15 protein-coding genes and 4 pseudogenes are annotated in these 24,260 nt (G+C 62.4%); 3 read left to right on the forward strand and 16 right to left on the reverse strand.

What is annotated here, in order from left to right; all coding sequences use genetic code 11:
• Positions 1 to 10 precede the first annotated feature (10 nt).
• The 10 genes and pseudogenes from hutI to hutC form a co-directional block, all read right to left on the reverse strand.
• Positions 11 to 1,213, reverse strand: coding sequence for an imidazolonepropionase (hutI, locus tag AB4N42_RS01020; protein WP_460115745.1), 1,203 nt, complete (start codon positions 1,211 to 1,213; stop codon positions 11 to 13).
• 129 nt (positions 1,214 to 1,342) lie between these two features.
• A pseudogene (gene hutH / locus AB4N42_RS01025) lies at positions 1,343 to 2,876 on the reverse strand (histidine ammonia-lyase).
• Positions 2,877 to 3,005: 129 nt separating this feature from the next.
• A pseudogene (hutH, locus tag AB4N42_RS01030) lies at positions 3,006 to 4,530 on the reverse strand (histidine ammonia-lyase).
• A 169-nt stretch (positions 4,531 to 4,699) separates the two neighbouring features.
• Positions 4,700 to 5,531: pseudogene (locus AB4N42_RS01035) on the reverse strand (quaternary amine ABC transporter ATP-binding protein).
• The gene (locus AB4N42_RS01040) at positions 5,528 to 6,379 is read right to left on the reverse strand and encodes an ABC transporter permease (protein ID WP_030138265.1); all 852 of its coding nucleotides are present in this window, start codon (positions 6,377 to 6,379) and stop codon (positions 5,528 to 5,530) included. The pseudogene AB4N42_RS01035 and the gene AB4N42_RS01040 overlap by 4 nt, the downstream one beginning before the upstream one ends.
• A gap of 71 nt (positions 6,380 to 6,450) precedes the next feature.
• Positions 6,451 to 7,420 (reverse strand): annotated as a pseudogene (locus tag AB4N42_RS01045) (ABC transporter substrate-binding protein).
• A 70-nt stretch (positions 7,421 to 7,490) separates the two neighbouring features.
• Positions 7,491 to 8,957, reverse strand: coding sequence for a purine-cytosine permease family protein (locus AB4N42_RS01050; RefSeq protein ID WP_030138267.1), 1,467 nt, complete (start codon positions 8,955 to 8,957; stop codon positions 7,491 to 7,493).
• 149 nt (positions 8,958 to 9,106) lie between these two features.
• Positions 9,107 to 10,795, reverse strand: coding sequence for a urocanate hydratase (hutU, locus tag AB4N42_RS01055; protein ID WP_039592729.1), 1,689 nt, complete (start codon positions 10,793 to 10,795; stop codon positions 9,107 to 9,109).
• Positions 10,796 to 11,273: 478 nt separating this feature from the next.
• Complete coding sequence (locus tag AB4N42_RS01060; protein ID WP_460115746.1) at positions 11,274 to 11,843, reverse strand: HutD/Ves family protein; 570 nt, start codon at positions 11,841 to 11,843, stop codon at positions 11,274 to 11,276.
• Positions 11,840 to 12,550 (reverse strand): histidine utilization repressor, encoded by a 711-nt coding sequence (gene hutC / locus AB4N42_RS01065; protein ID WP_181291028.1) that lies wholly within the window; start codon positions 12,548 to 12,550, stop codon positions 11,840 to 11,842. The genes AB4N42_RS01060 and hutC overlap by 4 nt, the downstream gene beginning before the upstream one ends.
• A gap of 145 nt (positions 12,551 to 12,695) precedes the next feature.
• On the opposite strand from hutC, the gene AB4N42_RS01070 reads away from it, so the two are divergent.
• Entirely contained in the window at positions 12,696 to 14,060 is a 1,365-nt protein-coding gene (locus AB4N42_RS01070) for a formimidoylglutamate deiminase (protein WP_460115747.1), read from the forward strand.
• A gap of 136 nt (positions 14,061 to 14,196) precedes the next feature.
• On the opposite strand, the gene AB4N42_RS01075 is transcribed toward AB4N42_RS01070, so the two are convergent.
• Complete coding sequence (locus AB4N42_RS01075) at positions 14,197 to 14,766, reverse strand: lipocalin family protein (protein WP_030141454.1); 570 nt, start codon at positions 14,764 to 14,766, stop codon at positions 14,197 to 14,199.
• A 43-nt stretch (positions 14,767 to 14,809) separates the two neighbouring features.
• Positions 14,810 to 15,064 carry a hypothetical protein gene (locus AB4N42_RS01080; RefSeq protein WP_003186715.1) on the reverse strand — a complete coding sequence of 85 codons (255 nt, stop codon included), beginning with the start codon at positions 15,062 to 15,064 and terminating at the stop codon, positions 14,810 to 14,812.
• Between the two features lie 284 nt (positions 15,065 to 15,348).
• Here AB4N42_RS01080 and AB4N42_RS01085 point away from each other — a divergent pair, with 284 nt between their 5' ends.
• Positions 15,349 to 17,241: a methyl-accepting chemotaxis protein gene (locus AB4N42_RS01085; protein WP_030141455.1), complete on the forward strand. Its 1,893-nt coding sequence runs from the start codon at positions 15,349 to 15,351 to the stop codon at positions 17,239 to 17,241.
• A gap of 122 nt (positions 17,242 to 17,363) precedes the next feature.
• Here the strand turns inward: AB4N42_RS01085 and AB4N42_RS01090 are convergent, their stop codons facing one another.
• The 4 genes from AB4N42_RS01090 to AB4N42_RS01105 form a co-directional block, all read right to left on the reverse strand.
• Positions 17,364 to 17,960, reverse strand: coding sequence for a DUF924 family protein (locus tag AB4N42_RS01090; RefSeq protein WP_030141456.1), 597 nt, complete (start codon positions 17,958 to 17,960; stop codon positions 17,364 to 17,366).
• A 3-nt stretch (positions 17,961 to 17,963) separates the two neighbouring features.
• The gene (locus AB4N42_RS01095) at positions 17,964 to 18,974 is read right to left on the reverse strand and encodes a class 1 fructose-bisphosphatase (protein ID WP_030141457.1); all 1,011 of its coding nucleotides are present in this window, start codon (positions 18,972 to 18,974) and stop codon (positions 17,964 to 17,966) included.
• A 122-nt stretch (positions 18,975 to 19,096) separates the two neighbouring features.
• Positions 19,097 to 20,434 carry a DUF3999 domain-containing protein gene (locus AB4N42_RS01100; RefSeq protein WP_460116364.1) on the reverse strand — a complete coding sequence of 446 codons (1,338 nt, stop codon included), beginning with the start codon at positions 20,432 to 20,434 and terminating at the stop codon, positions 19,097 to 19,099.
• Positions 20,435 to 20,466: 32 nt separating this feature from the next.
• Complete coding sequence (locus AB4N42_RS01105; RefSeq protein ID WP_460115748.1) at positions 20,467 to 23,838, reverse strand: DUF2339 domain-containing protein; 3,372 nt, start codon at positions 23,836 to 23,838, stop codon at positions 20,467 to 20,469.
• Between AB4N42_RS01105 and AB4N42_RS01110 the strand changes: the two genes are divergently transcribed.
• Positions 23,825 to 24,133, forward strand: a complete 309-nt coding sequence (locus AB4N42_RS01110; protein WP_460115749.1) for a hypothetical protein — start codon at positions 23,825 to 23,827, stop codon at positions 24,131 to 24,133. The genes AB4N42_RS01105 and AB4N42_RS01110 overlap by 14 nt on opposite strands.
• The last annotated feature ends 127 nt before the right edge of the window (positions 24,134 to 24,260 follow it).

The following is a 24,260-nucleotide window of genomic DNA, read 5'->3' on the forward strand; positions in this document are numbered from 1 at the left end:
ACCGTTCTCCTCAATCGATTTCCACGCCGTGACGCACGACGCGTTTTTCCAGATCGCCACCGAGCCAGTAGGCCAGGTCGGCGGGGCGATCGATGTGCCAGGCGACAAAATCCGCCACCTTGCCGGCCTCCAGCGAACCGTGCGTCTCGGCCATGCCCAGGGCTTGGGCGGCATGAATCGTCGCCCCTGCCAACGCTTCTTCCGGCGTCATGCGGAAACAGGTGCAGGCCATGTTCAGCATCAAGCGCAACGACAACGCCGGCGAAGTGCCGGGGTTGAGGTCGCTGGCCACGGCGATTTTCACGCCGTGCTTGCGCAGCGCATCCATGGGCGGCAGCTGGGTTTCACGCAGGAAATAAAACGCTCCTGGCAGAAGCACCGCCACGGTGCCGGACGCGGCCATGGCCTTGGCGTCGTCTTCGGTCATGAACTCCAGATGATCGGCCGACAACGCCTGGTAGCGCGCCGCCAGGCTTGAACCGTGCAGCGACGACAGCTGTTCGGCGTGCAGCTTCACCGGCAAGCCGAGCTGTTGCGCGGTGATAAACACCCGCTCGACCTGCTCTGGGGAAAACGCCAGGTACTCACAAAAAGCGTCAACGGCGTCTACCAAGCCTTCGGCCGCCAAGGCGGGAAGCATTTCGGTGCAGATATGTTCGACGTAGTCGTCGGCGCGATCCTTGTATTCCGGTGGCAAGGCGTGGGCCGCCAGGCACGTGCTGCGTATGCTGACCGGCAGCTCGGCGCCGAGACGGCGGATGACGCGCAGGATCTTGCGCTCGCTGGCCAGGTCCAGGCCGTAGCCGGATTTTATTTCCACCGTGGTCACGCCGTCGCGCATCAGGCTTTTCAGGCGCTTGGCGGCGCTGGCGAACAGCTCGTCCTCGCTGGCGGCCCGAGTGGCGCGCACGGTGCTGGCGATGCCGCCGCCGGCCGCGGCGATTTCGGCGTAGCTGACGCCTTGCAGGCGCTGTTCGAACTCACCGCTGCGGTTGCCGCCAAACACCGTGTGGGTGTGGCAGTCGATCAGCCCTGGTGTAACCCAGGCACCCTTGAGGTCGTTGACCGCCGGGTAGTCGCCTACAGGTAATTCGGCACGGGGGCCGATCCATTGAATGTGCGCGTCCTGGGTGACGATGGCGGCGTCTTCGATGATCGAGTAGACGCCCAGGGCCATGGTGGCGGCGTGGCAGTTTTGCCAGAGGGTTTTCATCCCGGTTTCCTCGTCGCATTCAAAATCGGATCGCGAGCAAGCTCGCTCCCACAGGGATCAGGGGTGTACCCCAAATGAAGGGCTCGACACCGATCCCCTGTGGGAGCGAGCTTGCTCGCGAAGGGGCCCTTACAGGCTCGGCAACAACTGCGCCGCGACCAGCTCGTTCAGGCACCGACTCGCCAACAGCTCGCTGGCTGCATTGATGTCCGGCGCAAAGAACCGGTCCTTCTCGTAGAACGGCACTTCTGCACGCAGCAATGCCCTGGCCTGTTCCAGCTTGGCGGAGGTTTTCAAACCACCGCGCAGGTCCAGCCCCTGGCACGCCGCCAGCCATTCCACCGCCAGGATCCCACGGGTGTTCTCGGCCATTTCCCACAAGCGCTTGCCCGCAGCCGGGGCCATGGAGACGTGATCTTCCTGGTTCGCCGAAGTCGGCAGGCTGTCCACCGAATGGGGATGGGACAGAGCCTTGTTTTCGCTGGCCAGCGCAGCCGCCGTCACCTGGGCGATCATGAAGCCGGAGTTCACGCCGCCATTGGCCACCAGGAACGGCGGCAGTTGCGACATGTGCTTGTCCATCATCAACGAGATACGCCGCTCGCTCAGGGAGCCGATCTCGGCGATCGCCAGGGCCATGTTATCGGCGGCCATCGCCACCGGCTCGGCGTGGAAGTTGCCACCGGAAATCACATCGCCCTCGGCAGCGAACACCAGCGGGTTATCCGACACGGCGTTGGCCTCGATCACCAGCACCTCGGCGGCCTGGCGGAACTGGGTCAGGCAGGCGCCCATCACTTGCGGCTGGCAGCGCAGGGAGTACGGATCCTGGACCTTGTCGCAGTTCTGGTGCGAGTCGGAGACTTCGCTGCGCTCGCCCAGCAGGTCGCGATAGGCCGCGGCCGCATCGATCTGACCTTTCTGACCGCGAGCCGCATGGATGCGCGCATCGAACGGCGAGCGCGAACCGAGCACCGCTTCCACGGTGAGGCCACCCAGGGCCAGCGCACCGGCAAACAGGTCTTCGCCTTCGAACAAACCGCGCAAGGCAAACGCAGTGGAGACCTGCGTGCCGTTGAGCAGCGCCAGGCCTTCCTTGGCGGCCAGGGTCAGCGGCGCGAGGCCAGCGACTTTAAGGGCCTCGACGGCCGGCAGCCATTCACCCTTGTAGCGGGCCTTGCCTTCGCCCAGCAGCACCAGGGACATGTGCGCCAGTGGCGCCAGGTCACCGGATGCACCCACCGAACCTTTCAACGGAATGTGTGGATAAACCTCGGCGTTGATCAGTGCGATCAGCGCATCGATCACCTGCCGAGCGGATACCGGAAAAACCCCGGCTCAGGCTGTTGACCTTGAGCACCATGATCAACCGCACCAGTGCATCGCTGATCGGCTCGCCGACACCGGCGGCATGGGACAGCACCAGGGAACGCTGGAGGTTTTCCAGGTCCTCGCTGGCGATGCGGGTCGAGGCCAGCAGGCCGAAACCGGTATTGATGCCATAGGCGGTGCGGTTCTCGGCGAGGATCTGTTCCACGCAGGCAACACTGGCTTCGATCTGCGCCGACGCGCTGGCGTCGAGGCTCAGGTTCACCGGTTGCTGATAGATGTCACGCAATTGAGCCAGGCTCAATTGGCCAGGAATCAGGTTTAAGGCAGTCATGTAGTGCTCCTTTTGAGAGTTTTGTTTTTCACCCGCCAGTCGCTCCGGAATGTTCCGTTATCCGTCACCTTCGCTTTTGGGCGATGCCTTGTGGGCTATAGGTGCCTTGGCACGCTGGCGCTTTTTTGATCAATTCAAATTCGGTAACACGGTGCCCAGCACGTCGGGGTCTCTGATCAGCCCGGCGGCACTGGCGATGTCCGGCGCCAGCCAGCGGTCCTGATCGTAGGCTGGAACGCGCTCGCGCAGCAGCTTCCAGGCGATGTCGGTGCCGGCGCCGAAGCGCTGGGCCTTGAGAAACTCAAGGGCCTGGGCCGCCAGCAGGTATTCGATGGCGAGGATCTGCGTGCAGTTTTCCAGCGCCCGGTGCAGCTTCAGGGCCGCGTTGGTGCCCATGCTCAGGTGATCTTCCTGCAATCCCGAGGTGACGAAATTATCCAGCACCGCCGGTTGCGCCAGTTGCTTGTTTTCCGCGCACAGCGACGCGGCGACGTATTGCACGATCATCATCCCCGAGTTCACGCCGGGGTTGGCCACCAGGAACAGCCGGCAAGCCGCTGACGTGAGGGTTGATCAAGCGGTCGAGGCGACGCTCGGCGATGGAGCCGATCTCTGCCATGGCAATCGCCAGCAAGTCCGCCGCCAACGCCACCGATTGGCCGTGGGGATTGGCCTGGGACATGACCCGGAAATTCTCTGGCGTACCCAGGAGCAGCGGGTTGTCGGTGACGGCGTTGAGCTCGGTTTCAATCTGTTGCCGGGCGTGCTCCAGTTGATCGCGAGCAGCGCCGTGCACTTGCGGAATCGAGCGGATGCTCAAGGCGTCCTGGGTGCGGATGCCCAGGCTTGACGCAATGACTTCGCTGCCATCGAGCAATGCCCGCAGGTTCACGCCAACCTGCTGCATGCCGGGGTGTGGCTTGAGCGCGATGATCTCGGCATCGAACGCGGCAATCTGCCCGCGCTGGGCTTCGAAGCTCATGGCGCCGATCACATCCGCCCATTGCACCAGCCGCGTGGCATCGGCCAGGGCCAGGCAACTGAGGCCGGTCATGCACGGCGTGCCGTTGACCAGGCACAAACCGTCCTTGGCCCCCAGTTGCACCGGTTGCAAACCTTCTGCGGCCAGGGCCTGTTGCGCCGGGACGACTTGCCCGCGATAGCTGACCTGTCCAACGCCCAGCAGCGCGATGCCGACGTGCGCCATGTGGGTCAGGTAACCCACCGAACCCTGGGACGGCACTTGCGGCGTGATGCCGCGATTGAGCAGCGCCAGCAACGCCTCGACCACCCGGCGATGAATGCCGGACTTGCCTTGGCTGTAGTTGTGGATGGCGGCGCAGAGGATTGCCCGGGTCTGCTCGTCGGAGAGTGCCGGGCCGACACCACAGGCATGGCTGAGCAAGGTATTGCGCGACAGCTGGCTGAGTTGTTCATCCTTGAGCGAGACATTGCACAATGCCCCGAGGCCGGTGTTGACGCCATAGGCGCGCTCGCCGCTTTCGACGATGCGCTGGACGATGGCCTGGGCATTGTCGATCCGCGCCCAGACTTGGGCCGACAGTTCCAGCGGCGCGCCGAAGCGGGCGACGGCGACCACGTCCTGCCAGCGCAGGGGGGCGCCGGTGATGATGATTTTTTCAGCCTGGGACATCTTCAACCTCATGCTTGCAACTTGAACATTGATGCAGCTTTGCCGGCCCTATCGCGAGCAAGCTCGCTCCCACAGGGATTTCCTTTGGGCAAAAAATGTGTGAACAAAGGAGGCCCCTTGTGGGAGCGAGCTTGCTCGCGATGACGCCAGCCCAGCCATCACAAATCCCTCAAACCACCGCCGCCCGCCGCTGCACAAACCGATCGACATACTCATCCAGCCGGCGAGTGCAGGATCTCCCGCGGCGTGCCGACCTGGATCAGCTTGCCGTCCTTGAGGATCGCAATGCGGTTGCCGATGCGCACGGCCTCGTCGAGGTCGTGGGTGATGAAGACGATGGTCTTGTGCAGGGTCTTTTGCAGCTCCAGCAACTGATCCTGCATTTCCGCGCGGATCAGCGGATCGAGGGCGCTGAAGGCTTCGTCCATCAGGATGATGTCGGTGTCCGCCGCCAGGGCCCGGGCCAGGCCGACGCGCTGGCGCATGCCGCCGGAGAGCTGGTGCGGGTATTTGTTTTCGTAGCCTTTCAGCCCGACGGTGTTGATCCAGTGCAGTGCACGCTCGGCGCACACCTGCTTGCTCTCGCCGCGCACTTTCAAGCCATAGGCGACGTTGTCCAGCACGCTCTTGTGGGGCAGCAGGCCGAAGCTCTGGAAGACCATGCTGATCTTGTGCCGGCGAAATTCGCGCAGGGCGTCCATGTCCAGTTGCAGGATGTCTTCGCCGTCCACCAGGATCGCGCCGCTGGTGGGATCGATCAGCCGGTTGAAGTGGCGCACCAGGGTGGATTTGCCGGAGCCGGACAAGCCCATGATCACGAAGATCTCACCGGTACCGATGCTCAGCGACAGGTCGTTCACGCCGACCACGCAGCCGGTTTCGGCCAGCACCTGGTCCTTGGTCTTGTTCTGGCGGATCAGCTCCAGGGCTTCCTTGGAGCGGTTGCCGAAAATCTTGAAGACATTCTTGACTTCGATCTTGCTGATGGCTGCGTTGCTCATTTGCTCACCTCATGCCGAGGACGACCATAGGCCTGGGTAATGCGGTCGATGACCACGGCGAGAATCACGATGGCCAGCCCCGCTTCCAGGCCACGCCCGACGTTGAGGGTCTGGATGCCCACCAGCACGTCTTCACCCAGGCCACGGGCGCCGATCATCGAGGCAATGACCACCATCGACAGGGCCATCATGGTGGTCTGGTTGATCCCGGCCATGATGCTCGGCAGGGCCAGGGGCAGTTGCACGCCGAACAGCTGCTGCCAGCGGTTGGCGCCGAAGGCGTTGATGGCTTCCATCACTTCGCCGTCCACCTGGCGGATGCCCAGGTCGGTCAGGCGAATCAACGGTGGCGCGGCGTAGATCACCGTGGCGAAAATCGCCGGGACCTTGCCCAGGCCAAACAGCATCAACACCGGAATCAGGTACACGAAGCTCGGCATGGTCTGCATGATGTCCAGCAACGGCATCAGCACCGAACGCAGGCGATTGCTGCGCGCCGAGAGGATGCCCAGGGGAATGCCGATCATCACCGAAATCAGCGTCGCCACCAGCATCAGGGCGAGGGTCTGCATGAGCTTGTCCCACAGGCCCACCGCGCCCACCAGGAACAGCAGGCCAACGATCACCGCCGTGGTGACGACCTTGCGCGTGGCGTGCCAGGCAACGCCGCCGACAATGGCCAGCATCAGCCACCAGGGCGCCATGCGCAGCAGGCCTTCGAGGTTGACGATAGCCCACAGCAGCGTGTCGGAGATGTGCCGGAACACGTCGCCATAGTTGGTCACCAGGGCGTCGACCCAACCGTTGACCCAGTCGGCGATGGAGAAGGTAAAGCTTTCGGGAAACATAAGAGACTCTCGATCAGGTGGATGCGGTGAATGTCCCGGCCAGCCCATGGGTTGGCCGGGAGATATTCGACCTACAGAGCCGCGTCGATTTTCTTGGCAGCGTCTTCGCTGACCCACGCATGCCAGACTTCAGGATGTTCCTTCAGGAAGATCTTCGCCAGTTTCGGCGACTCGATCCGCTCTTTGGCCATGCGCCCGAGGTTCTGGTTCAGGATATCGATGGGCAGGTTGACCTTTTCCAGGACCGCCACCAATTCCGGGGCTTCGTCGTGGAAGGTCTTGGACAGGCCGACCTTGATGCTCACGCTTTTGTCCACGCCCGGTTTCTCTTCCAATTTCACCAGGTCCACCTGCCCCATCAGCGGCGTTGGCGACCAGTAGTAGAACAGGATCGGTTCGCCACGCTTGTAGCTCGACAGCACCGCCGCATCCAGCGCCGGGCCGGTGCCTGGACGGAAGTTGGTGTAGGTTTTTTCCAGGCCGTAGCTTTTCAGCATTTCGCTGTTGTCCAGCTCGCAGGTCCAACCGGCCGGGCAGTTGTAGAAACGGCCCTTGGACGGTTCTTCCGGGTCCTTGAACACGGCGGCGTACTGGCCCAGGTCGGCGATGTTCTTCAGGCCCGGCGCCTTGGCTTCGAGCTTGCGCTTGGCGTCGCCTTCAACCACGTAGCGCGGCACGTACCAGCCTTCGATGGCGCCCACCACCGGGGCACCGACGCCGACCACTTTGCCGGCCTTCTCGGCCTTGTTCCACACTTCGCTGCGGCCGACCCATTCTTCGGCGAACACCTGGATGTCATTGCTGCTCAGGGCGTTCTCCATGGTGATGGAGTTGCCCGGCAGGCTGTCGGTCTTGCAGTCGTAGCCTTTTTCCAGCACCACTTGCAGGACGTCGGTCAGCAGCATGCCGCTTTCCCAGTTCAGGCCGGCGAACTTCACCGGTTTACCCGACTCGCACCAACCGGCCGCTTGCGTGGCGCTAGGCGCTGGCCAGCAGGCCCATGGAAAGCAATGTGGTCAGCAGGGTCTTGTTCGACTTCATTATGTGACGCTCCTAATCAGTTGGTTTGGCTTACGGCAGTCAAGAGGCATCCAGCCCTGTCAACGTCCCATCAGACCGCTTGGATGCGGCCCGCCCTGCTCGGTTGTGCGTCAACCGCGTCCTGCTCGACTGGCAGGATCAATTGATCGGGTACTGCGCTGTGCCATTTTTTGGCGATGAGGTAATACAGCACCGCCGGGACCACCAGGCCGATGATCCAGGAGATATCCACTCCACCCATGGCTTCCACCAATGGGCCGGTATAGAACTTGGTCGCGATGAACGGCAATTGAACCAGTACGCCAAAGACATAGACGCTGATGCCGAGCACGTTCCAACGGCCGTAGCGACCGTTCGGATCGGCCAGCGCCGGCACGTCATAGCGCTCGCGCGTGATGCAGTAGTAGTCCACCAGGTTGATCGCACTCCACGGCGTGAAGAACGCCAGCAGGAACAAGATGAAGGACTTGAACGCACCGAGGAACGAGTGCTGGCCGAGCAGCGCAATCAGGGTCGCAGCGCCGACAATGAACAGCACGAACACCAGGCGCTGCACACGCGTTACGTTCAAGTGGCCACGGAATCCGCTGATGATGGTCGCGATGCACATGAAGCTGCCGTAGGAGTTCAGCGTGGAGATGGTGACCTTGCCGAACGCGATGCTGAAGTACAGCAGCGCAGCGGTGGCACCGGTCCCGCCCAGGCCGACGATGTAGGCCACTTCGTGACCGGCGAACTGGCCGTTGGCCGAGGCGGCGGCGAACACGCCGAGGATCATCGCCACTTGTGCGCCGATGACTGAACCGGCGCCTGCGGCGAAAAAGGTTTTCACCGACGACGTCTTGCTCGGCAGATAACGCGAATAGTCCGCCACGTAGGGGCCGAAGGCGATCTGCCAGGAAGCCGCGAGCGACACCGCCAGCAGGAAGCTGCTCCAGCTGAAATGGCGGATTTGCAGCAGTGCGCCAACGTCGGTCTGGCTGATCAACCGAGCGAACAGATAGACAAAGGCGATCACGCCAATGGCGCTGGCGACACGGCCAATGAAGTGAATCACCCGATAACCGAGCACCGTGACCAGCACGATGACACTGGCGAAAATGAGGATGCCGACACTGTCGCTGACGCCAAACAACTGGCCCAGCGCCTGGCCGGAAAGCACGGTTCCCGTTGCGGTGAAGCCCAGGTACATCAGGCACACCAGCACGATCGGGATGGCCGCGCCGTACACGCCGAACTGCACCCGGCTGGAGATCATCTGCGGCAGTCCCAGCTTGGGCCCTTGCGCAGCATGCAGTGCCATGACGCCACCGCCGAGCAATTGGCCGATCAGCAAACCGATCAACGACCAGAACACATCACCGCCCAACACCACCGCCAATGCACCGGTGACGATTGCAGTGATCTGCAGGTTTGCCCCCATCCAGAGGGTGAACTGGCTCAATAACCGCCCGTGCCGCTCCGCTTCCGGGATGTAGTCGATCGAACGTTTCTCGATCAACGGCTTGCTGCTTTCGCGTGTGCTGGTGACAGCCATGGTTCAACCTCTGTGGATTGTTCTGGTATTCGTTTGCGCCGCATTCCTGTGGGAGCGGGCTTGCTCGCGAAAGCGGTGTGTCATTCAACACCTGCCTCGGATGTAAAACCGTCTTCGCGAGCAAGCCCGCTCCCACATGGGATGTTGCGTTATTTGCCGGTGATCATCGGCAGGTTCAGCCCCTGCTCCTTCGCGCAATCGATTGCAATCTGGTAACCGGCATCGGCATGGCGCATCACGCCGGTGCCCGGGTCGTTGTGCAGCACGCGGGCAATCCGCTCGGCCGCTTCGTCGGTACCGTCGCAGACGATCACCATGCCCGAGTGCTGGGAGAAGCCCATGCCGACGCCGCCACCGTGGTGCAGCGAAACCCAGGTCGCGCCGCTGGCGGTGTTGAGCAAGGCGTTGAGCAGCGGCCAGTCGGAAACGGCGTCGGAGCCGTCCTGCATGGATTCGGTTTCACGGTTCGGGCTGGCCACGGAACCGGAATCGAGGTGGTCACGGCCGATGACGATCGGCGCCGACAACTCACCGCTGCGGACCATTTCGTTGAACGCCAGGCCCAACTTGGCGCGCTGGCCCAGGCCGACCCAGCAGATACGAGCCGGCAAGCCCTGGAAGCTGATGCGCTCGCGGGCCATGTCCAACCAGTTGTGCAGGTGGGCGTCGTCGGGAATCAGTTCCTTGACCTTGGCGTCGGTCTTGTAGATGTCCTGCGGGTCACCCGACAGCGCCGCCCAGCGGAACGGGCCGATGCCACGGCAGAACAACGGACGGATGTAGGCCGGGACGAAACCCGGGAAGTCGAAGGCATTCTCGACGCCCTCTTCCTGGGCCATCTGGCGAATGTTGTTGCCGTAGTCGAAGGTCGGCACGCCCATCTTCTGGAAGGCGAGCATGGCTTTGACGTGGACGGCCATCGATTGCTTGGCGGCTTTCACCACGGCAGCAGGCTCGGTCTTGGCGCGGGCGCGGTATTCGTCCCAGGTCCAGCCGGCCGGCAGGTAGCCGTTGAGTGGGTCGTGGGCGCTGGTCTGGTCGGTGACCATGTCGGGGCGCACACCACGACGGACCATTTCCGGCAGGATCTCGGCGGCGTTCCCACACAGCGCGATGGATATTGCCTTGCCTTCGGCGGTGTATTTCTCGATGCGCGCCAGGGCGTCGTCGAGGTCCTTGGCTTGCTCGTCGACGTAGCGGGTTTTCAGGCGGAAATCGATGCTCACCTGCTGGCACTCGATGTTCAGCGAGCACGCACCGGCCAAAGTTGCGGCCAACGGTTGCGCGCCGCCCATGCCGCCCAGGCCGGCGGTCAGGACCCAACGGCCCTTGAGGTTGGAATCGTAGTGCTGGCGACCAGCCTCGACGAAGGTTTCATAGGTGCCTTGCACGATGCCCTGGCTGCCGATGTAGATCCAGCTGCCGGCGGTCATCTGGCCGTACATGGCCAGGCCCTTGGCGTCGAGTTCGTTGAAGTGTTCCCAACTGGCCCAGTGCGGCACCAGGTTGGAGTTGGCGATCAGCACGCGCGGGGCGTTGCTGTGGGTCTTGAACACGCCCACCGGCTTGCCGGATTGCACCAGCAGGGTTTCGTCATCATTCAGATTGGTGAGGCTTTCGACGATCTTGTCGTAGCACTCCCAGTTGCGCGCCGCGCGGCCGATGCCACCGTAGACCACCAGTTCCTTGGGGTTCTCGGCCACTTCCGGGTCGAGGTTGTTCATCAGCATGCGCAGCGGCGCTTCGGTCAGCCAGCTCTTGGCGGTCAGCGTGTTACCGCGAGGGGCGCGGATTTCAACGTCACGGTATTTTTCAGGTTTGCGGGTAGCGTCGGTCACAGCAAAAACTCCTCAGCGATCAATCCAGACCAGCCCGGGCAGTGGGCAGCGATTTAGCGAACGTTGCGTTGAATGCAGGCAACTCATACGCATACGTCTTTACTTGTATGTACAAGCATATGCAATCAAGCGGCCAACTTGTTGAAGGGATGTTCAAGAAAGATTGGGGAATTGCCGGAAAGCCCCGCCGTAGAAAGGCTGCCGAGATGCATAAATTTTTTGAAGGAGATTTTTCGGGAAAAATCGGAAGGTCATAAAAACGTGGTATTGCGCCACGCTGGGGCGTTCGGTAACAAATTGGTGCACAGAAGAAACAGAGGGCAGGCACTTTGTGGCGAGGGGATTTATCCCCGCTGGGGTGCGCAGCAACCCCAAAAAGCATAAATGCGATCAGCCTGACTCACTGAGTTGGTAGATCTGGGGCTGCTTCGCAGCCCAGCGGGGATAAATCCCCTCGCCACAGGGTGAGTGAAGGCGCCTAGTGAGCCGTCAGCTCAATCACGCAGCATTGACCGTGAGTGGAGACATCTACCAGCCCGGTGTTACCGCTCAGTTGCAGACAATCGTAAAGCCCCAAGTCAACGGCGGACTCCCCGATCCTGATAACCAACCCCGGAGCCGCACTGAACACCAATACCGTCTCCGCCTCGCTGAAAAACCGCTGCTGGCCGCCCAACCACTGTAACCGCGCACGGTAACGCTGCGGCGCGTAGATGAGGTTGAAGTCTCGAATCGGTCCACCCAGCAGGGTGCAATTCACATGACTCTCACCGCTGAACGCAAAAGGGTCCAGCGGATGCAAAGGCCGCGTGGCCTGGCCATCGACGTTCAGTGTCATGCCATCCCCTTGCAAGACGCTGATGACCCGCTCGTAACCGGCGAAGGTGGAAAAACCACCCGACTCACCAATATCGGCAATCGACAGGCGCCAGCCGAAGCCTTCGAGGCCGGCACCGGCATCGCGGGTGATTTCTTCCGTGCTGCCACCGCCGTTCTTCCACGGCATGCGCGGGTAATCCGCAGCGCGTAAAACCTTCAACTGGCTCATTTATGAAAACGCCCTTCCAGACTGTGACGGGAGCCCGGATGGATCAGGCGTGCGGCGGTCACCGGCTGGCGCCCGGACCAGGTGCGGCGACGGATCAACAGGCACGGCTCGCCCCGCTCGATCTGCAGCAGCTTGCATTCGCTCGGCTCGGCCAGGATCGCCTCGACCACATGCTCGCCTTCGGTCAGCGGCGCAACCTGATTCAGATAGGCGTAGGGGGTTTGGAGGGTGAAGTCTTGCTTGAGATACTCGGGCGCCACCAGTGCGTTGACGAAACGGTCCTCGATTTGCACGGGGATGTCGTTCTCGAAATGCACGATCAACGAGTGGAACACCTTCTGGCCTTCGCGCATGTCCAGGGCCAACGCGCGCTCGGAACCGGCGGCCTCTTCTTCGAGGGTGATGACTTTGCAGGTGTGGCGATGACCGCGGGAGGCGATTTCATCGGCGATGTTGTGCACTTCGAACAGCGCGGACTGACTCTTCGGTTCGGCCACGAACGTGCCGACACCCTGCATGCGCACCAGCAGGCCATCGGCGGTCATTTCCCGCAGGGCGCGGTTGATGGTCATGCGGCTGAAGCCCAACTGGCTGACCAGTTCGCTTTCCGAGGGCACGCGGTAATGGGGCGGCCAGTTTCCACTGTCGATCTGCTGGGTGATCATCTGTTTGACGCGGGCGTACAAGGGCGCCGGACTGTCACCCATGTGTGCGGCCAGCGGCGGTTTGGCAGGCGGAGTCGGCACGGCGTATTCCTGTTCTGCGAATGTTGATGACTAGCTTGCCGGAGTTTACCGGGCAGGCAAACGTCTGTATATGTATATACAAATTACACGCAACGAGGTTCAACCGATGTCCGCCTTCTTTGCCGAGCGTGCGCTACTGCCTAATGGATGGGCCAACGATGTACGTCTTGAGGTCGACGCCGAGGGCGTCCTGACCCATGTCCAGGCCGATTCCCACGCAGACGGCGCCGAACGGCTTGGCGGTCCGCTGTTGCCGGGCATGCCGAACCTGCATTCCCATGCGTTCCAGCGAGCCATGGCCGGGCTGGCGGAAGTGGCGGGCAATCCCAATGACAGTTTCTGGACCTGGCGCGACCTGATGTATCGCCTCGTCGGAAAGATCAGCCCCGACCAGCTTGGCATCATCGCCCGGCAGCTCTACATCGAAATGCTCAAGGCCGGCTATACCTCGGTTGCCGAATTCCATTACGTACACCATGACATCGACGGCACGCCTTACGCCGACCCGGCCGAACTGGCCCTGCGTATCAGTCAGGCCGCCAGTGCCGCGGGCATTGGCTTGACCTTGCTGCCGGTGCTCTACAGCCATTCCGGCTTCGGCGGCCAGGCGCCCAATGACGGACAGCGCCGGTTCATCAACAGCACTGAAAACTATCTGAAGCTCCAGTCACGCTTGCAACCGATCCTGGCCGGGCAGCCATCCCAGGCGCTGGGCTTGTGCTTCCACTCGCTGCGCGCCGTGACACCGGGGCAGATCCATGACGTGCTGGCCGCCAGCGACCGTGATTGCCCGGTGCACATCCACATCGCCGAACAGCAAAAGGAAGTAGACGACTGCCTGAGCTGGAGCGGCGTGCGTCCGCTGCAATGGCTGTACGAAAATGCCGAGGTGGATCAACGCTGGTGCCTGGTCCATGCCACCCACGCCAATCCGCAGGAAGTCAGCCTGATGGCCAAGAGCCGGGCGATTGCCGGCCTGTGCCTGACCACCGAAGCCAATCTGGGCGACGGGATTTTTCCCGCCGTGGACTTCCTCGCCCAAGGTGGGCGGATGGGTATCGGGTCCGATAGCCATGTGTCGCTGAGCGTGGTCGAAGAGTTGCGCTGGCTGGAATATGGCCAGCGGCTGCGAGACCAGCGCCGCAACCGGTTGTACCGAACGGATCAGCCGATGGTGGGACGTACCCTGTATGACGCAGCGTTGGAAGGTGGCGCCCAGGCGTTGGGCCAACCCATCGGAGCATTCGAGGTCGGCAAGCGTGCCGATTGGCTGGTGCTCGATGGCAACGATCCGTACCTGGCCACGGCCAATGGCGACGGCATCCTGAACCGTTGGCTGTTTGCCGGCGGCGATCGCCAGGTGCGGGATGTGATGGTTGCCGGCAAGTGGCAAGTGCGCGACGGACACCATGCCGGCGAGGAAGAAAGCGCCCGGGCGTTTACCCAGGTACTGCGAGAACTGCTGGGCTGAGCCCAAAAAATCAATGTGGAAATACCAATGTGGGAGCGAGCTTGCTCGCGATGAGGCCTTTACCTTCAACATAGATGTTGATTGAAAGTCCGCTATCGCGAGCAAGCTCGCTCCCACATGGGTTTTCGGGTGGCTCTCAGTCCGAAGTCTTGGCCATCTGCCGGTCCGACGCACGCCAGACCAACCGCGTCGTGTCATACCCTTGCTGCCGCGCCTTGCTCAGCAGCTCTTCGCGTACATCGACCTTGACCGTTGGCGTGCGGGACAGCAGCCACATGTAGCGACGGCTCGGGTCACCAACAATGGCGGTCTTGTAGTCATCGCTGACGTACAGCACCCAATACTCACCCTTGGCCACGCCCGGCAGGACTTTCGAGAACCAGGTATCGAATTCGACCCAGAGCTTGTCGGTCTTGCCCGGCACCTGCGGGTAAGCGGTGCCCCTGGCTTCTTCCCATTTCCAGTCGGAAGTCAGGCAGCGGTTGAACACATCCACGTTGCCGTCGGGCTTGAGGGTGTAATGGGCTTCCGATTGCGCGCAGTTGCGCTGGAAATACATCGGCAGGCGGGCCAGCTCGTACCAGGTCCCTTGGTAACGCTTGAGATTGACACTGTTGACAGTCTTGGGCGCCAACGGGTCTACGCCAGAAGTGGCACAGCCGGCCAATACCAGGCCAGCCAAAAGCACAAAAACTAACCGCATCATTATTTTTTTCTCCCGTGGGCGCTTGGCCCCGGTTTACTCCAGGTTACTTCAGGCCTTGGCCGGAAAACATCAACACTTTGTCACCGGCGTACTGCACGCTGATAAAGCTTTTCTGGTCGCCCCAGGTGCAGCTGGACATGCCGAGCGCGCCCGAACAGTCAGTCGGTTTTCCCAGCAACGTCTCGACCTCGGCCTTGGGCATCCCGGCCGACAGCTTCGAATAGTTTTCCTGGTTGACCTTGCTGCATGCGGTCAACACGACGCACATAAACAGCAGGGCGATAGAACGCAGCGACATGGTGTAACTCCTGGAACGGAAGGGAGGTGGCAGGGTGCCAACCTGAACCTTAGAAGAGAAAACCCCTATCTGGTTCCCCGACTACCCCAGTATTTATTGGCTGCGCAAAGGTGTTTCACCGATGAATCAGCCAGAGTGTGACGGGGTCGTGCCTTTCGTCGGGATAGCGGCCCCGGAGCCTGATGAGCCGGGCTTGCGGGCCGATAAAAAGTAACAGCGCAAAATCCTGCGTTATGGCAAATTGACTCCCCTTTTTGACCCGTCCCCTCGCGGTAGCGTTCTTAATGACCAGAAACATGAAATTCAGCCACAAAATCCTGTTGGCTGCCGCCCTTGTGGTGGCCGTCGCATTCGCCTGTTTCATCCTGTTCAACGACTACCGCCAACGACAAAGCCTCAACACCAGCACCGAGACGTCCATGCAGGAACTCGGCAGCCTGACCAGCCGTAACATCCAGACCTGGGTCGAAGGCCGAATCCAATTGCTGCAATCGCTGGCCCAGCAAATCGCTATCGACGGCAGCGCTGCCGACAGCCTGAAACGCGCCGTGGGCCTGCCGGCCTACACCAGCAATTTCCAGCTCAGCTATTTCGGCGGCACCGACGGCGTGATGTTTTCGGTACCGGCCGGCAATCGTGCCGCCGATTACGACCCGCGTGCCCGTGGCTGGTACAAGGCCGCCAACAGCGCCCAGCAGACCATCGTCACCGAACCCTACATCGCCGCTTCGTCGGGCAAACTGGTGATCACCGTTGCCACGCCGGTACAGCGCCAGAACCAGATGATCGGCGTGGCCGGGGCGGACATCGATCTGTCGAGCGTCAGCGCCATCATCAACTCGCTGAACTTCGGCGGCCACGGTCACGCGTTCATCGTCAGCGCCGACGGCAAGATCCTCGTGCATCCTGACAGCAAGCGCGTGCTCAAGACCCTCACCGAGGCCTATCCCAACGGTGCGCCTCAAATCAGTCCGGGCGTTAAAGAAGTCGACCTCGACGGCAAAACCCAATTTATCTCTTTCACCCAGGTCAACGGCGTCCCCGGTGCCAACTGGTACGTGGCGCTGGTGCTTGATAAAGACACAGCCCTGGCGATGCTCAGCGAATTCCGCACCTCGGCGCTGATTGCCATGGCCATTGCCGTGGTGTTCATCATCGCGCTGCTGGGCATGCTGATCCGCGTGCTGATGCAACCGCTGCTGACCATGGGCCGCGCCATGCACGACATCGCCGAAGGCGAAGGCGACCTGACCCGCCGCCTGACCATCCACGGCCATGACGAATTCGGCGCGCTGGGCACCTCGTTCAACCGCTTCGTCGAGCGTATCCACACCTCGATCCGCGAAGTAGCCTCGGCAACCGGCCAGGTCAATGAAGTCGCCCTGCGTGTCGTCAGCGCCTCCAACTCGTCGATGTTCAACTCCGACCAGCAGGCCTCGCGCACCAGCAGCGTCGCCGCGGCCATCAACCAGCTCGGCGCCGCCGCCCAGGAAATCGCCCAGAACGCCGCCCTTGCCTCGCAGCACTCCAGCGAGGCCCGCAACCTGGCCGAAGATGGCCAGCAAGTGGTGGATAAAACCATCACGGCGATGCAGCAGCTGTCGGCCAAGATCAGCGATTCGTGCGGCAACATCGAAACGCTGAACAGCAACACGGTGAATATCGGCCAGATTCTCGAGGTGATCACCAGCATTTCCCAGCAGACCAACCTGCTCGCCCTCAACGCCGCCATCGAAGCGGCCCGGGCCGGTGAAGCCGGTCGCGGCTTCGCGGTCGTCGCCGACGAGGTGCGCAACCTGGCCCACCGCACCCAGGATTCAGCGCAGCAAGTGCAGAAGATGATCGAAGAACTGCAGGTCGGCGCCCGGGAAGCGGTGTTGACCATGACCGACAGCCAACGCCAGAGCGAAGGCAGCGTCAGCATCGCCAACCAGGCGGGCGAACGCCTGGGCAGCGTGACCCAGCGCATCGGCGAGATCGACGGCATGAATCAATCCGTGGCCACCGCCACCGAAGAGCAGACCGCCGTGGTGGAATCGATCAACGTCGACATCAACGAGATCAACACCCTGAACCAGGAAGGTGTGGAAAACCTGCAAGCCACCTTACGCGCCTGTTCCGACCTGGAGCAGCAGGCGGCGCGGTTGAAGCAGTTGGTGGGTAGTTTCCGGATCTAGTGCTCTCAAGGGCCCTTTCGCGAGCAGGCTCGCTCCCACAGTTGACCGCGTTCCGTCAGGGAAACCTGATCAACTGTGGGAGCGGGCTTGCTCGCGAAGACGGTATCAGCCTCGCAGAAAATTCAGAACCTGGACCCAGGCCTGCTCAAAAACTCCAGCTCATCCGCCGTAGACTCGCGCCCCAACACCGCATTGCGATGGGGAAAGCGCCCGAACCGGGCAATGATCTTCTGATGCCGTTCGGCATAGTCCAGGTTGTCTTCAAACACCGCCCGCTGCGCCTCGGGCTGTTCCCGGACCAGTTCGATGAACCGCGACACGGCTTCGTTCTGCACCGCGAGGTTTTCGCAGTGTTCGAGGACGAGGTAGATGAATACACGCTGGATCGGCCGAAGTTGCCGGTCGAAACCCGCCGCCAATCCCTGGGCCACCAGCGCTTGGGCACGCAGGTCGCCGGAGAAGCTTTCAGGCGTGTTGCGAAAGATCATCCGCGGCAGTTGATCCAGTAGCAGCACCAGGGCCAGCCAACCTTCCGGGCGTTGCGCCCAATCGGTCAATCCGCCGGCCAGTGCTTGCTCGGCCAGATCGCCGAAGCGCTCTCGCGCCTGGCGATCATGGCCTTTGCCAAACCACAGCTTGCCCTTGTCAGCCGCGATCTCATCTGGTTTTTCGGCTGTGCCAAACCACCAATCAAGCAACGGCTGCCAGGGCTCGGCCATGATTTACTCCTTGTGATAAGCCGTGGCGCGCGCCACTTCTTCCTTCGAGCCGAGGAACACTGCAACGCGCTGGTGCAGGCCTTCCGGCTTGATGTCGAGGATACGCTGGTGGCCGTCGGTGGAAGCGCCGCCTGCCTGCTCCACCAGGAACGACATCGGGTTGGCTTCGTACATCAGGCGCAGCTTGCCCGGCTTGGACGGCTCGCGGCTGTCGCGTGGGTACATGAACAGACCGCCACGGGTCAGGATGCGGTGTACATCGGCGACCATCGCAGCCACCCAACGCATGTTGTAGTTCTTTTTCAGCGGGCCTTCTTCACCGGCCAGCAACTCGCTGACGTAGCGTTGTACCGGGGCTTCCCAGTGACGCTGGTTGGACATGTTGATAGCGAATTCCTGGGTGGTTTCAGGAATGGTGATGTCTTCGTGGGTGAGTACGAAACTGCCCATCTCGCGGTCCAGGGTGAAGCCCTTGACGCCGTCGCCAAGGGTCAGCACCAGCATGGTCTGCGGGCCGTAGATGGCATAGCCGGCGGCAACTTGCTCGGTGCCGGGCTGCAGGAAAGCCTTTTCATTCAGGGCTTCGTTCTGGCTCAGGTACTCGTTCGGGCAACGCAGTACCGAGAAGATCGTGCCGACCGGTGCGTTGATGTCGATGTTCGACGAACCGTCCAGTGGGTCGAATACCAACAGGTAGGCGCCTTTCGGATACTTGCCCGGGATCTGGTAGGCATTGTCCATTTCCTCGGACGCCATGCCGGCCAGGTGACCGCCCCATTCGTTGGCTTCCAGCAGGATTTCGTTGGAGAGCACGTCGAGCTTCTTCTGCACTTCGCCCTGCACGTTTTCGGTGCCCATGCTGCCCAGGACACCGCCCAGCGCGCCCTTGGACACGGCGTGGCTGATCTCCTTGCATGCACGCGCCACCACTTCGATCAAAAAGCGCAGATCGGCAGGGGTATTGTTGCTGCGGGTCTGCTCAATCAAATAGCGACTCAAGGTAACGCGGGACATGGACGGCTCCGAAGAATAGGGGGCGGAAAACCCGCGCAGTTTAGCGCGAGTCGGGACTTAATTCCTCCTATGAGACGGGATATGGAGGATTGAGTTCATATCCGGGCCTGCCCAACCTGCTCTTACGGGGATTTGACCGGCGGCTTGCGCAGCAGGCTGAACGCCATCGCACCGAGGAACACCACGCTGAGCAGCAACACCGCCCACAGGCCGATCTTCTTCCAGTTGGTACTCACAGCCACCGGCGGCGCTTCAACCGCTGGCGTCGAGGTCGCCGTTCCGTTGACCGTTGCAGTACCCAGCGTCGCCAGGCGCGACGGCTTGTAATCCGGGATCAGCGTGGTCAACGGCAAGCTGGCCGCCTTCGCCGTCCCACTGCCCAGTGCCAGGTTGTAGGGCGCGTCGCCGCGCGCCAGGAACACCACTTGGGTCGGGCGCACGGCAAAACGCAGGGCCGGGGCCTCGGTGCCCAGGCCGCCGCCACGCTCGTCCACGGTCAGTTTCAATTGCTGCACGGTCTGGCCGGACAACTGCAACTGGTTTTGCTGCACATCCTGACCATTCTGGGTCAGGCGATAGAGCAAGCCACCGCCCATCGGCTGCCACGGATGGCTGCTTTCGCGGCGACCGGCCAGGGTCACCGGCGCCAGGCTGTTGGCCTGGCTCAGTTCCACCTGGACTTGCTCGATGTTCAGCCCCATCGGCAATTGCCAGGTATATTCACCGGCCTTCGTCGTGGTGCCCGCCAACGGCTGCGACCAGACCAACGGCAGCGGCAGGCTTTCGCGGCTGGCGCTTTGCAGTTGGGCCGAGGTCAGCACCGGCGCCGAGGACGGCGAATCCCACAGCAATCGCAAGTACCGCGCCGATTGTCCGGGCAGGCTCACTTCGTGCTGCTCGACCCGCTCATCGGCGAATGTCAGCCGCGCGACCTGGCCTTCGCCCCACGCCTGCCAGTGCTGCAAGTCGTCACTGGCCTCGATGGTGAAGCGCTGGAAACCGTCGCGCTCGCTGGTCCAGTCCAGGATCAACTGTTGCAGCGGCGCCTTGATCGCGCTGGCGTCGAGCAGCCAGCCACGCAATTCCTCTTCCCCGGCTTCGAGCCGACTGGACGGCTGGACTTCCACCAGCGTGCCGTTGGCGTTCGATTGCACACGTACGCTGGGCGCGCGTTCACTGTCGTCAGCAGCGTTATACAGCGGAAACCACTTCACATCGGTCAGGGTGCGATTCTCCCGGCTCTGGGCCGATTCGCGCACCAATGCATAGGCCTGGGCCTGGCCGGCGGCGTTGAACACCCGCACGTCACTCAGGTCGGTTTGCCGAGCCCGCAATTGGACATCCAGCGGCAACGCCAGGCGATACCACGGGCCTTCACCGCTCAAGGCCAACGGCACCTGATGGGCGAAGTCTTGCGGCTGCTCCGGTGCCGCAGCCGCCAAGGCCACCCACAACCCCATCAGGCCCAGCCCGATTCGACTCAACTTGCGACTCAAGACGACACTCCCTCACTGACAGGCATCGGCGGCTCGGCATCCACGGCCGGCTCCGGGCGCTTGGGTGGCAGCGGCGCAAAATAGCCGACCACCAGCAGCAAGACACCCACGCCAATAAACGACACGATCCGCGCCAAACCGCCGCGGTTACTCAGTTCGACGAAGAACAACTTGGCCACGACCACGGCGATCAACACCGCGCCGACCAGCCACACTTCCCGGCGATGGCGCAGGTGCCCGCCGATCATCAGGCCCAGGGCAATCAAGGTCCAGACGATGGACAAGCCGGCCTGCACGAACATCGAGTCGAGCAGCGCATCCAGCGCGTACGGCACACCCATCCACTGGTGGGCGGTACGCATCACCAGGGCCGTGAAGAACGCGAACAGCGACACACCGGCGATCAATTGAGCGATGTACCCGATGCGGCTCCAACGGTTCGTCGATTGCTCCACCGCGTTGCGCGCCCACACATAGATACCGAACAAGGCGAACAGCAGGCCCAGCTCCAGAGGGTTGAGCAACGGCACATAAGGCAGTGGCTCCGAGTTGCCATCACTGAAGGTGTTGGTCAGCCAGAACCAACCGAGCATCAACAGTGCCATGGGTGCCGCCGCGTAGACGCGATATTCGCGCGGTTGGGCCGAAACCGGCCATGGCAAGGTACGCGGCGTGGCCATCAACACGAGGTAAAGGCCTGGCAGGATTGCCCAGGCCAGCCAGCGCCAGGCGTTGTACTGTTCGGACAGCAACAGCAGGCCGTAACGCAGCTCCAGCATCAACACCGTCATCAGCAACCAGCAACCGAGCACGTGGGCGGTACTGCGCGCCCGGGCCGGGAGCATCGGCGCCAGGCGCTTGAGCGAAAAGAAGTGCACGGCAAATATTGCCAGCCAGGCAAGCCAGCCGAAATCCGCCGCCGGGTGATAGTGGCTGTGCCCCGTTGCCACCAGCACGCAGCCCGCCGCCGGAATCAACAAGGTGCACAGCAGCCCCAGCGCCGGCCATTTCAAGCGCAGGGCCAGAACTGTCCACACCGCCACGCTGATCGCCGCGACCAGCAGCAGCCAGCTGCCTTGCAGGTTCGCCGGAGCAAAACGCAGCACCTCGCTGACCCACGCGAGCGCCCACCAGCCGGCGCCCCAGATCAGCAACAGCTCGGACAGGCGTTGCAAGCTCAGGACGTCCAGTTCCTGCGCGGCGTGTGCCCGTTGCAATCGCCAGGCGCCGACCAATGCCGCCAATCCCAGCACCAGCGGTGTCCAGAAACCACTGTGGGCCAAGGGTCGCAGACCTTCGGACTGAAGAGGCCCAAGCAGGAACGGCCCAGCCGCCAGGAACGCTGCGCCGCCCAACAGTTGCAGCAACAGGCCGAAGACAAAGCTCACGCGTTGCTTCAAGTACAGGCTCAGCCAGATGATCAACAAGCCGCTGGCCGCCCATACGCCGCTCGCCGTTTGCCACGGCAGGACGAACAACACCGCGAGATTGATCAGCACCAGCCCCGCCAATAGCACCACCGACAGGCCGCGCAACAGCCGGGGATCGTTGCGCACCATGTCGTCGCGAGCCGCCAACAGCATCCCGCCAATCAACGCCAGGCCGATCAGCGAGGCGCTGAGCAGTCCGTTCCAGCCGGCATTCAACACCGCCGAATCTCCATCGGCGCCTTGCAGGCGCATCAGGAACAGCGCGCCACCCAACAGTTGCACCGCGAACGCGGTAAACAGAAAGGCCCGTGATTGCAGGCGCAGACCAATGAACAGCGTCGCCAGGCCGGCGAAGGCCCAGGCGATGGCGGTGCCGTGGGTAAAAAAGAACAGCGGCGCCAGCAAGTAGAGGAAACCTAACCCCAACACCGCCAGCACAGGCTGAGCCTGACGCTCCCAGTTCGCGACATGGCCGGGCTCGGCCTTGTGCAGTTGATAGAAGCTGAACAGCAAGGCACAACCGAGCATCAACGCGCCCAGCCACGCCCCCTCCAGCAGGCTGCCTTCACCTGCATGCAATTCGCTGACGAAGGCCAGCGCCGAACCCAATTGCAGCAACAGGGCAAAGATTCGTGCGAAGGGTCGCTGTTGGCGCAGGCCCAGCCAGGAAATCCCGGCGCCTTCCACCGCCCAGGCTGCAGCAGTCCAACGGGCATCGAGGCCTAGCGGAATCGCCAGACTGCCGAAAATCACGCCCAAGGCGAGGCAGGTTTCAGCCAACAATACAGCGCGACCACCCATCAATACGCGCGCCAGCCCCATGTAGATCATGCCCAGGGCCAAGGCACTGAACGCTGCGGCGAATTCCAAGTGTTGCACCAAGGCGAACTGCAAGCCGAAGCCAACCAACGGCGGGCCGAACAGCATGCTGCCGTCCACGTAATCGCCCTTGCGCGCCGACCAGCGCAGCATGGCGTCGCGGCTGCCATCTTCAGGCGCGTCGCTCATTTCCAGCAGCTTGCGCCGGGTAAACAACAAGCCGATCGCCAGGTACACCAGGAAGAAAACGATGAGGAAGGGTTCGGTGCTCCACAGCAGTTCCGGCGTATAGGAGCGCAAGCCCCAGGCGAAACCGATGCCGAACGTGCCGACGAAGCCGATCAGGTTGAGCATCCGCCAGGCCTTGAACCAAGCGATTGCGAGGATGCCGGCGTTGAGCAGGATGAAATAGCTGAACAGCGCGACATGGTTGCCGCTGCCGGTGGAGGTCAGGATCGGTGCGGCAAAGCCGCCCAGCGCCGCAGCCGCCGCCAGGCCCATGGCGTTCTGGGTCACTGCCAGGATCGCCGAGAACACAGTGACCGCGACCAGCAGCCCCAAGGCAGCCTTGGAATCGAGCAACGGATGCAGGCGCATGGCGGCGAACACCGTCAGGTACAACACGGCGATCCCGGTCCCCTGCAGAATCAGCGCATAACTGCTGTTGCGTTGGCGCAACCACCAACCCAGGCCCAGCAGGCCCAAGGCGCTGGCCGCAACGCCGGCGTAGCGCAATTCGATCGGCACCACCATGCCTTCGGTGGCGTAGCGCAGCAGGAAAGCCAGGCCGAGGAACAACAACACCACGCCGACCCGCAGCACGGTGTTGCCGCCGAACAACCAGTCGCGCGCGCCGATGAGGGCGCGGTCGAACAGATTCGGGCCACGGGGAGCCGCAGGCGCAGGCGCCGTCGGTTCAAGGGGCAACGGCGCAAAATCGCGATTGGCGCGACGGCTGGAAGCGGCTGGCGCAGGGCTCCAGATTTCGTCAGGCAACGGCTGGCTGGCCTGGGTGCTCATCACGGAGACGGGTTCGAGGTCTGGCGGCAGTTCCCAGACCAGCTCCGGCTCGGTGCGGGTCTGGGGTTTTGGAGCCTGGGGCACGATGACCTCGGCCATGCGGCGCCGGATCACTCGGCTGGGCGGCCTTGCCGCGTTCGAGAACCGCCAGCCGCACTTCCAGGGTGAGCAGACTCTGCTGGGCCTCTTGCAGCAGGATCTGCTGTTTGGCCGCCTGGATGCCAAGGCGCCCCAGCCGAAACGACTGGGCGATGCCGAGCCCGACCAACGCACCTATCAGCGCATCGGCGAACGACTCATCCACCACCCAGCCGAGTGCCAGGCCCAACAGTGTCAAAATCCATTGCATATGGTCGATATCCCTAAGCGGCCCGTGGCGGGCATGACCGGGTGATGCGGTGCCCGGATCAGTCTAGTGGAACAGCACAATCCTTGTGGGAGCGGGCTTGCTCGCGAAAGCGTTGTGTCAGGCACATCATTGCTGTCTGACACAACGCTTTCGCGAGCAAGCCCGCTCCCAC

Source organism: Pseudomonas sp. H2_D02, assembly GCF_054677635.1.

Excerpts from the sequence above, each read along its gene's own strand:
- hutI (WP_460115745.1), bottom strand. The coding sequence starts at position 1,213 with ATGAAAACCCTCTGGCAAAACTGCCACGCCGCCACCATGGCCCTGGGC.
- AB4N42_RS01040 (WP_030138265.1), bottom strand. The coding sequence starts at position 6,379 with ATGTTTCCCGAAAGCTTTACCTTCTCCATCGCCGACTGGGTCAACGGT.
- AB4N42_RS01050 (WP_030138267.1), bottom strand. The coding sequence starts at position 8,957 with ATGGCTGTCACCAGCACACGCGAAAGCAGCAAGCCGTTGATCGAGAAA.
- AB4N42_RS01060 (WP_460115746.1), bottom strand. The coding sequence starts at position 11,843 with ATGAGCCAGTTGAAGGTTTTACGCGCTGCGGATTACCCGCGCATGCCG.
- hutC (WP_181291028.1), bottom strand. The coding sequence starts at position 12,550 with ATGGGTGACAGTCCGGCGCCCTTGTACGCCCGCGTCAAACAGATGATC.
- AB4N42_RS01070 (WP_460115747.1), top strand. The coding sequence starts at position 12,696 with ATGTCCGCCTTCTTTGCCGAGCGTGCGCTACTGCCTAATGGATGGGCC.
- AB4N42_RS01075 (WP_030141454.1), bottom strand. The coding sequence starts at position 14,766 with ATGATGCGGTTAGTTTTTGTGCTTTTGGCTGGCCTGGTATTGGCCGGC.
- AB4N42_RS01080 (WP_003186715.1), bottom strand. The coding sequence starts at position 15,064 with ATGTCGCTGCGTTCTATCGCCCTGCTGTTTATGTGCGTCGTGTTGACC.
- AB4N42_RS01085 (WP_030141455.1), top strand. The coding sequence starts at position 15,349 with ATGACCAGAAACATGAAATTCAGCCACAAAATCCTGTTGGCTGCCGCC.
- AB4N42_RS01090 (WP_030141456.1), bottom strand. The coding sequence starts at position 17,960 with ATGGCCGAGCCCTGGCAGCCGTTGCTTGATTGGTGGTTTGGCACAGCC.
- AB4N42_RS01095 (WP_030141457.1), bottom strand. The coding sequence starts at position 18,974 with ATGTCCCGCGTTACCTTGAGTCGCTATTTGATTGAGCAGACCCGCAGC.
- AB4N42_RS01100 (WP_460116364.1), bottom strand. The coding sequence starts at position 20,434 with ATGGGGTTGTGGGTGGCCTTGGCGGCTGCGGCACCGGAGCAGCCGCAA.
- AB4N42_RS01110 (WP_460115749.1), top strand. The coding sequence starts at position 23,825 with ATGACCTCGGCCATGCGGCGCCGGATCACTCGGCTGGGCGGCCTTGCC.
- AB4N42_RS01105 (WP_460115748.1), bottom strand. The coding sequence starts at position 23,838 with ATGGCCGAGGTCATCGTGCCCCAGGCTCCAAAACCCCAGACCCGCACC.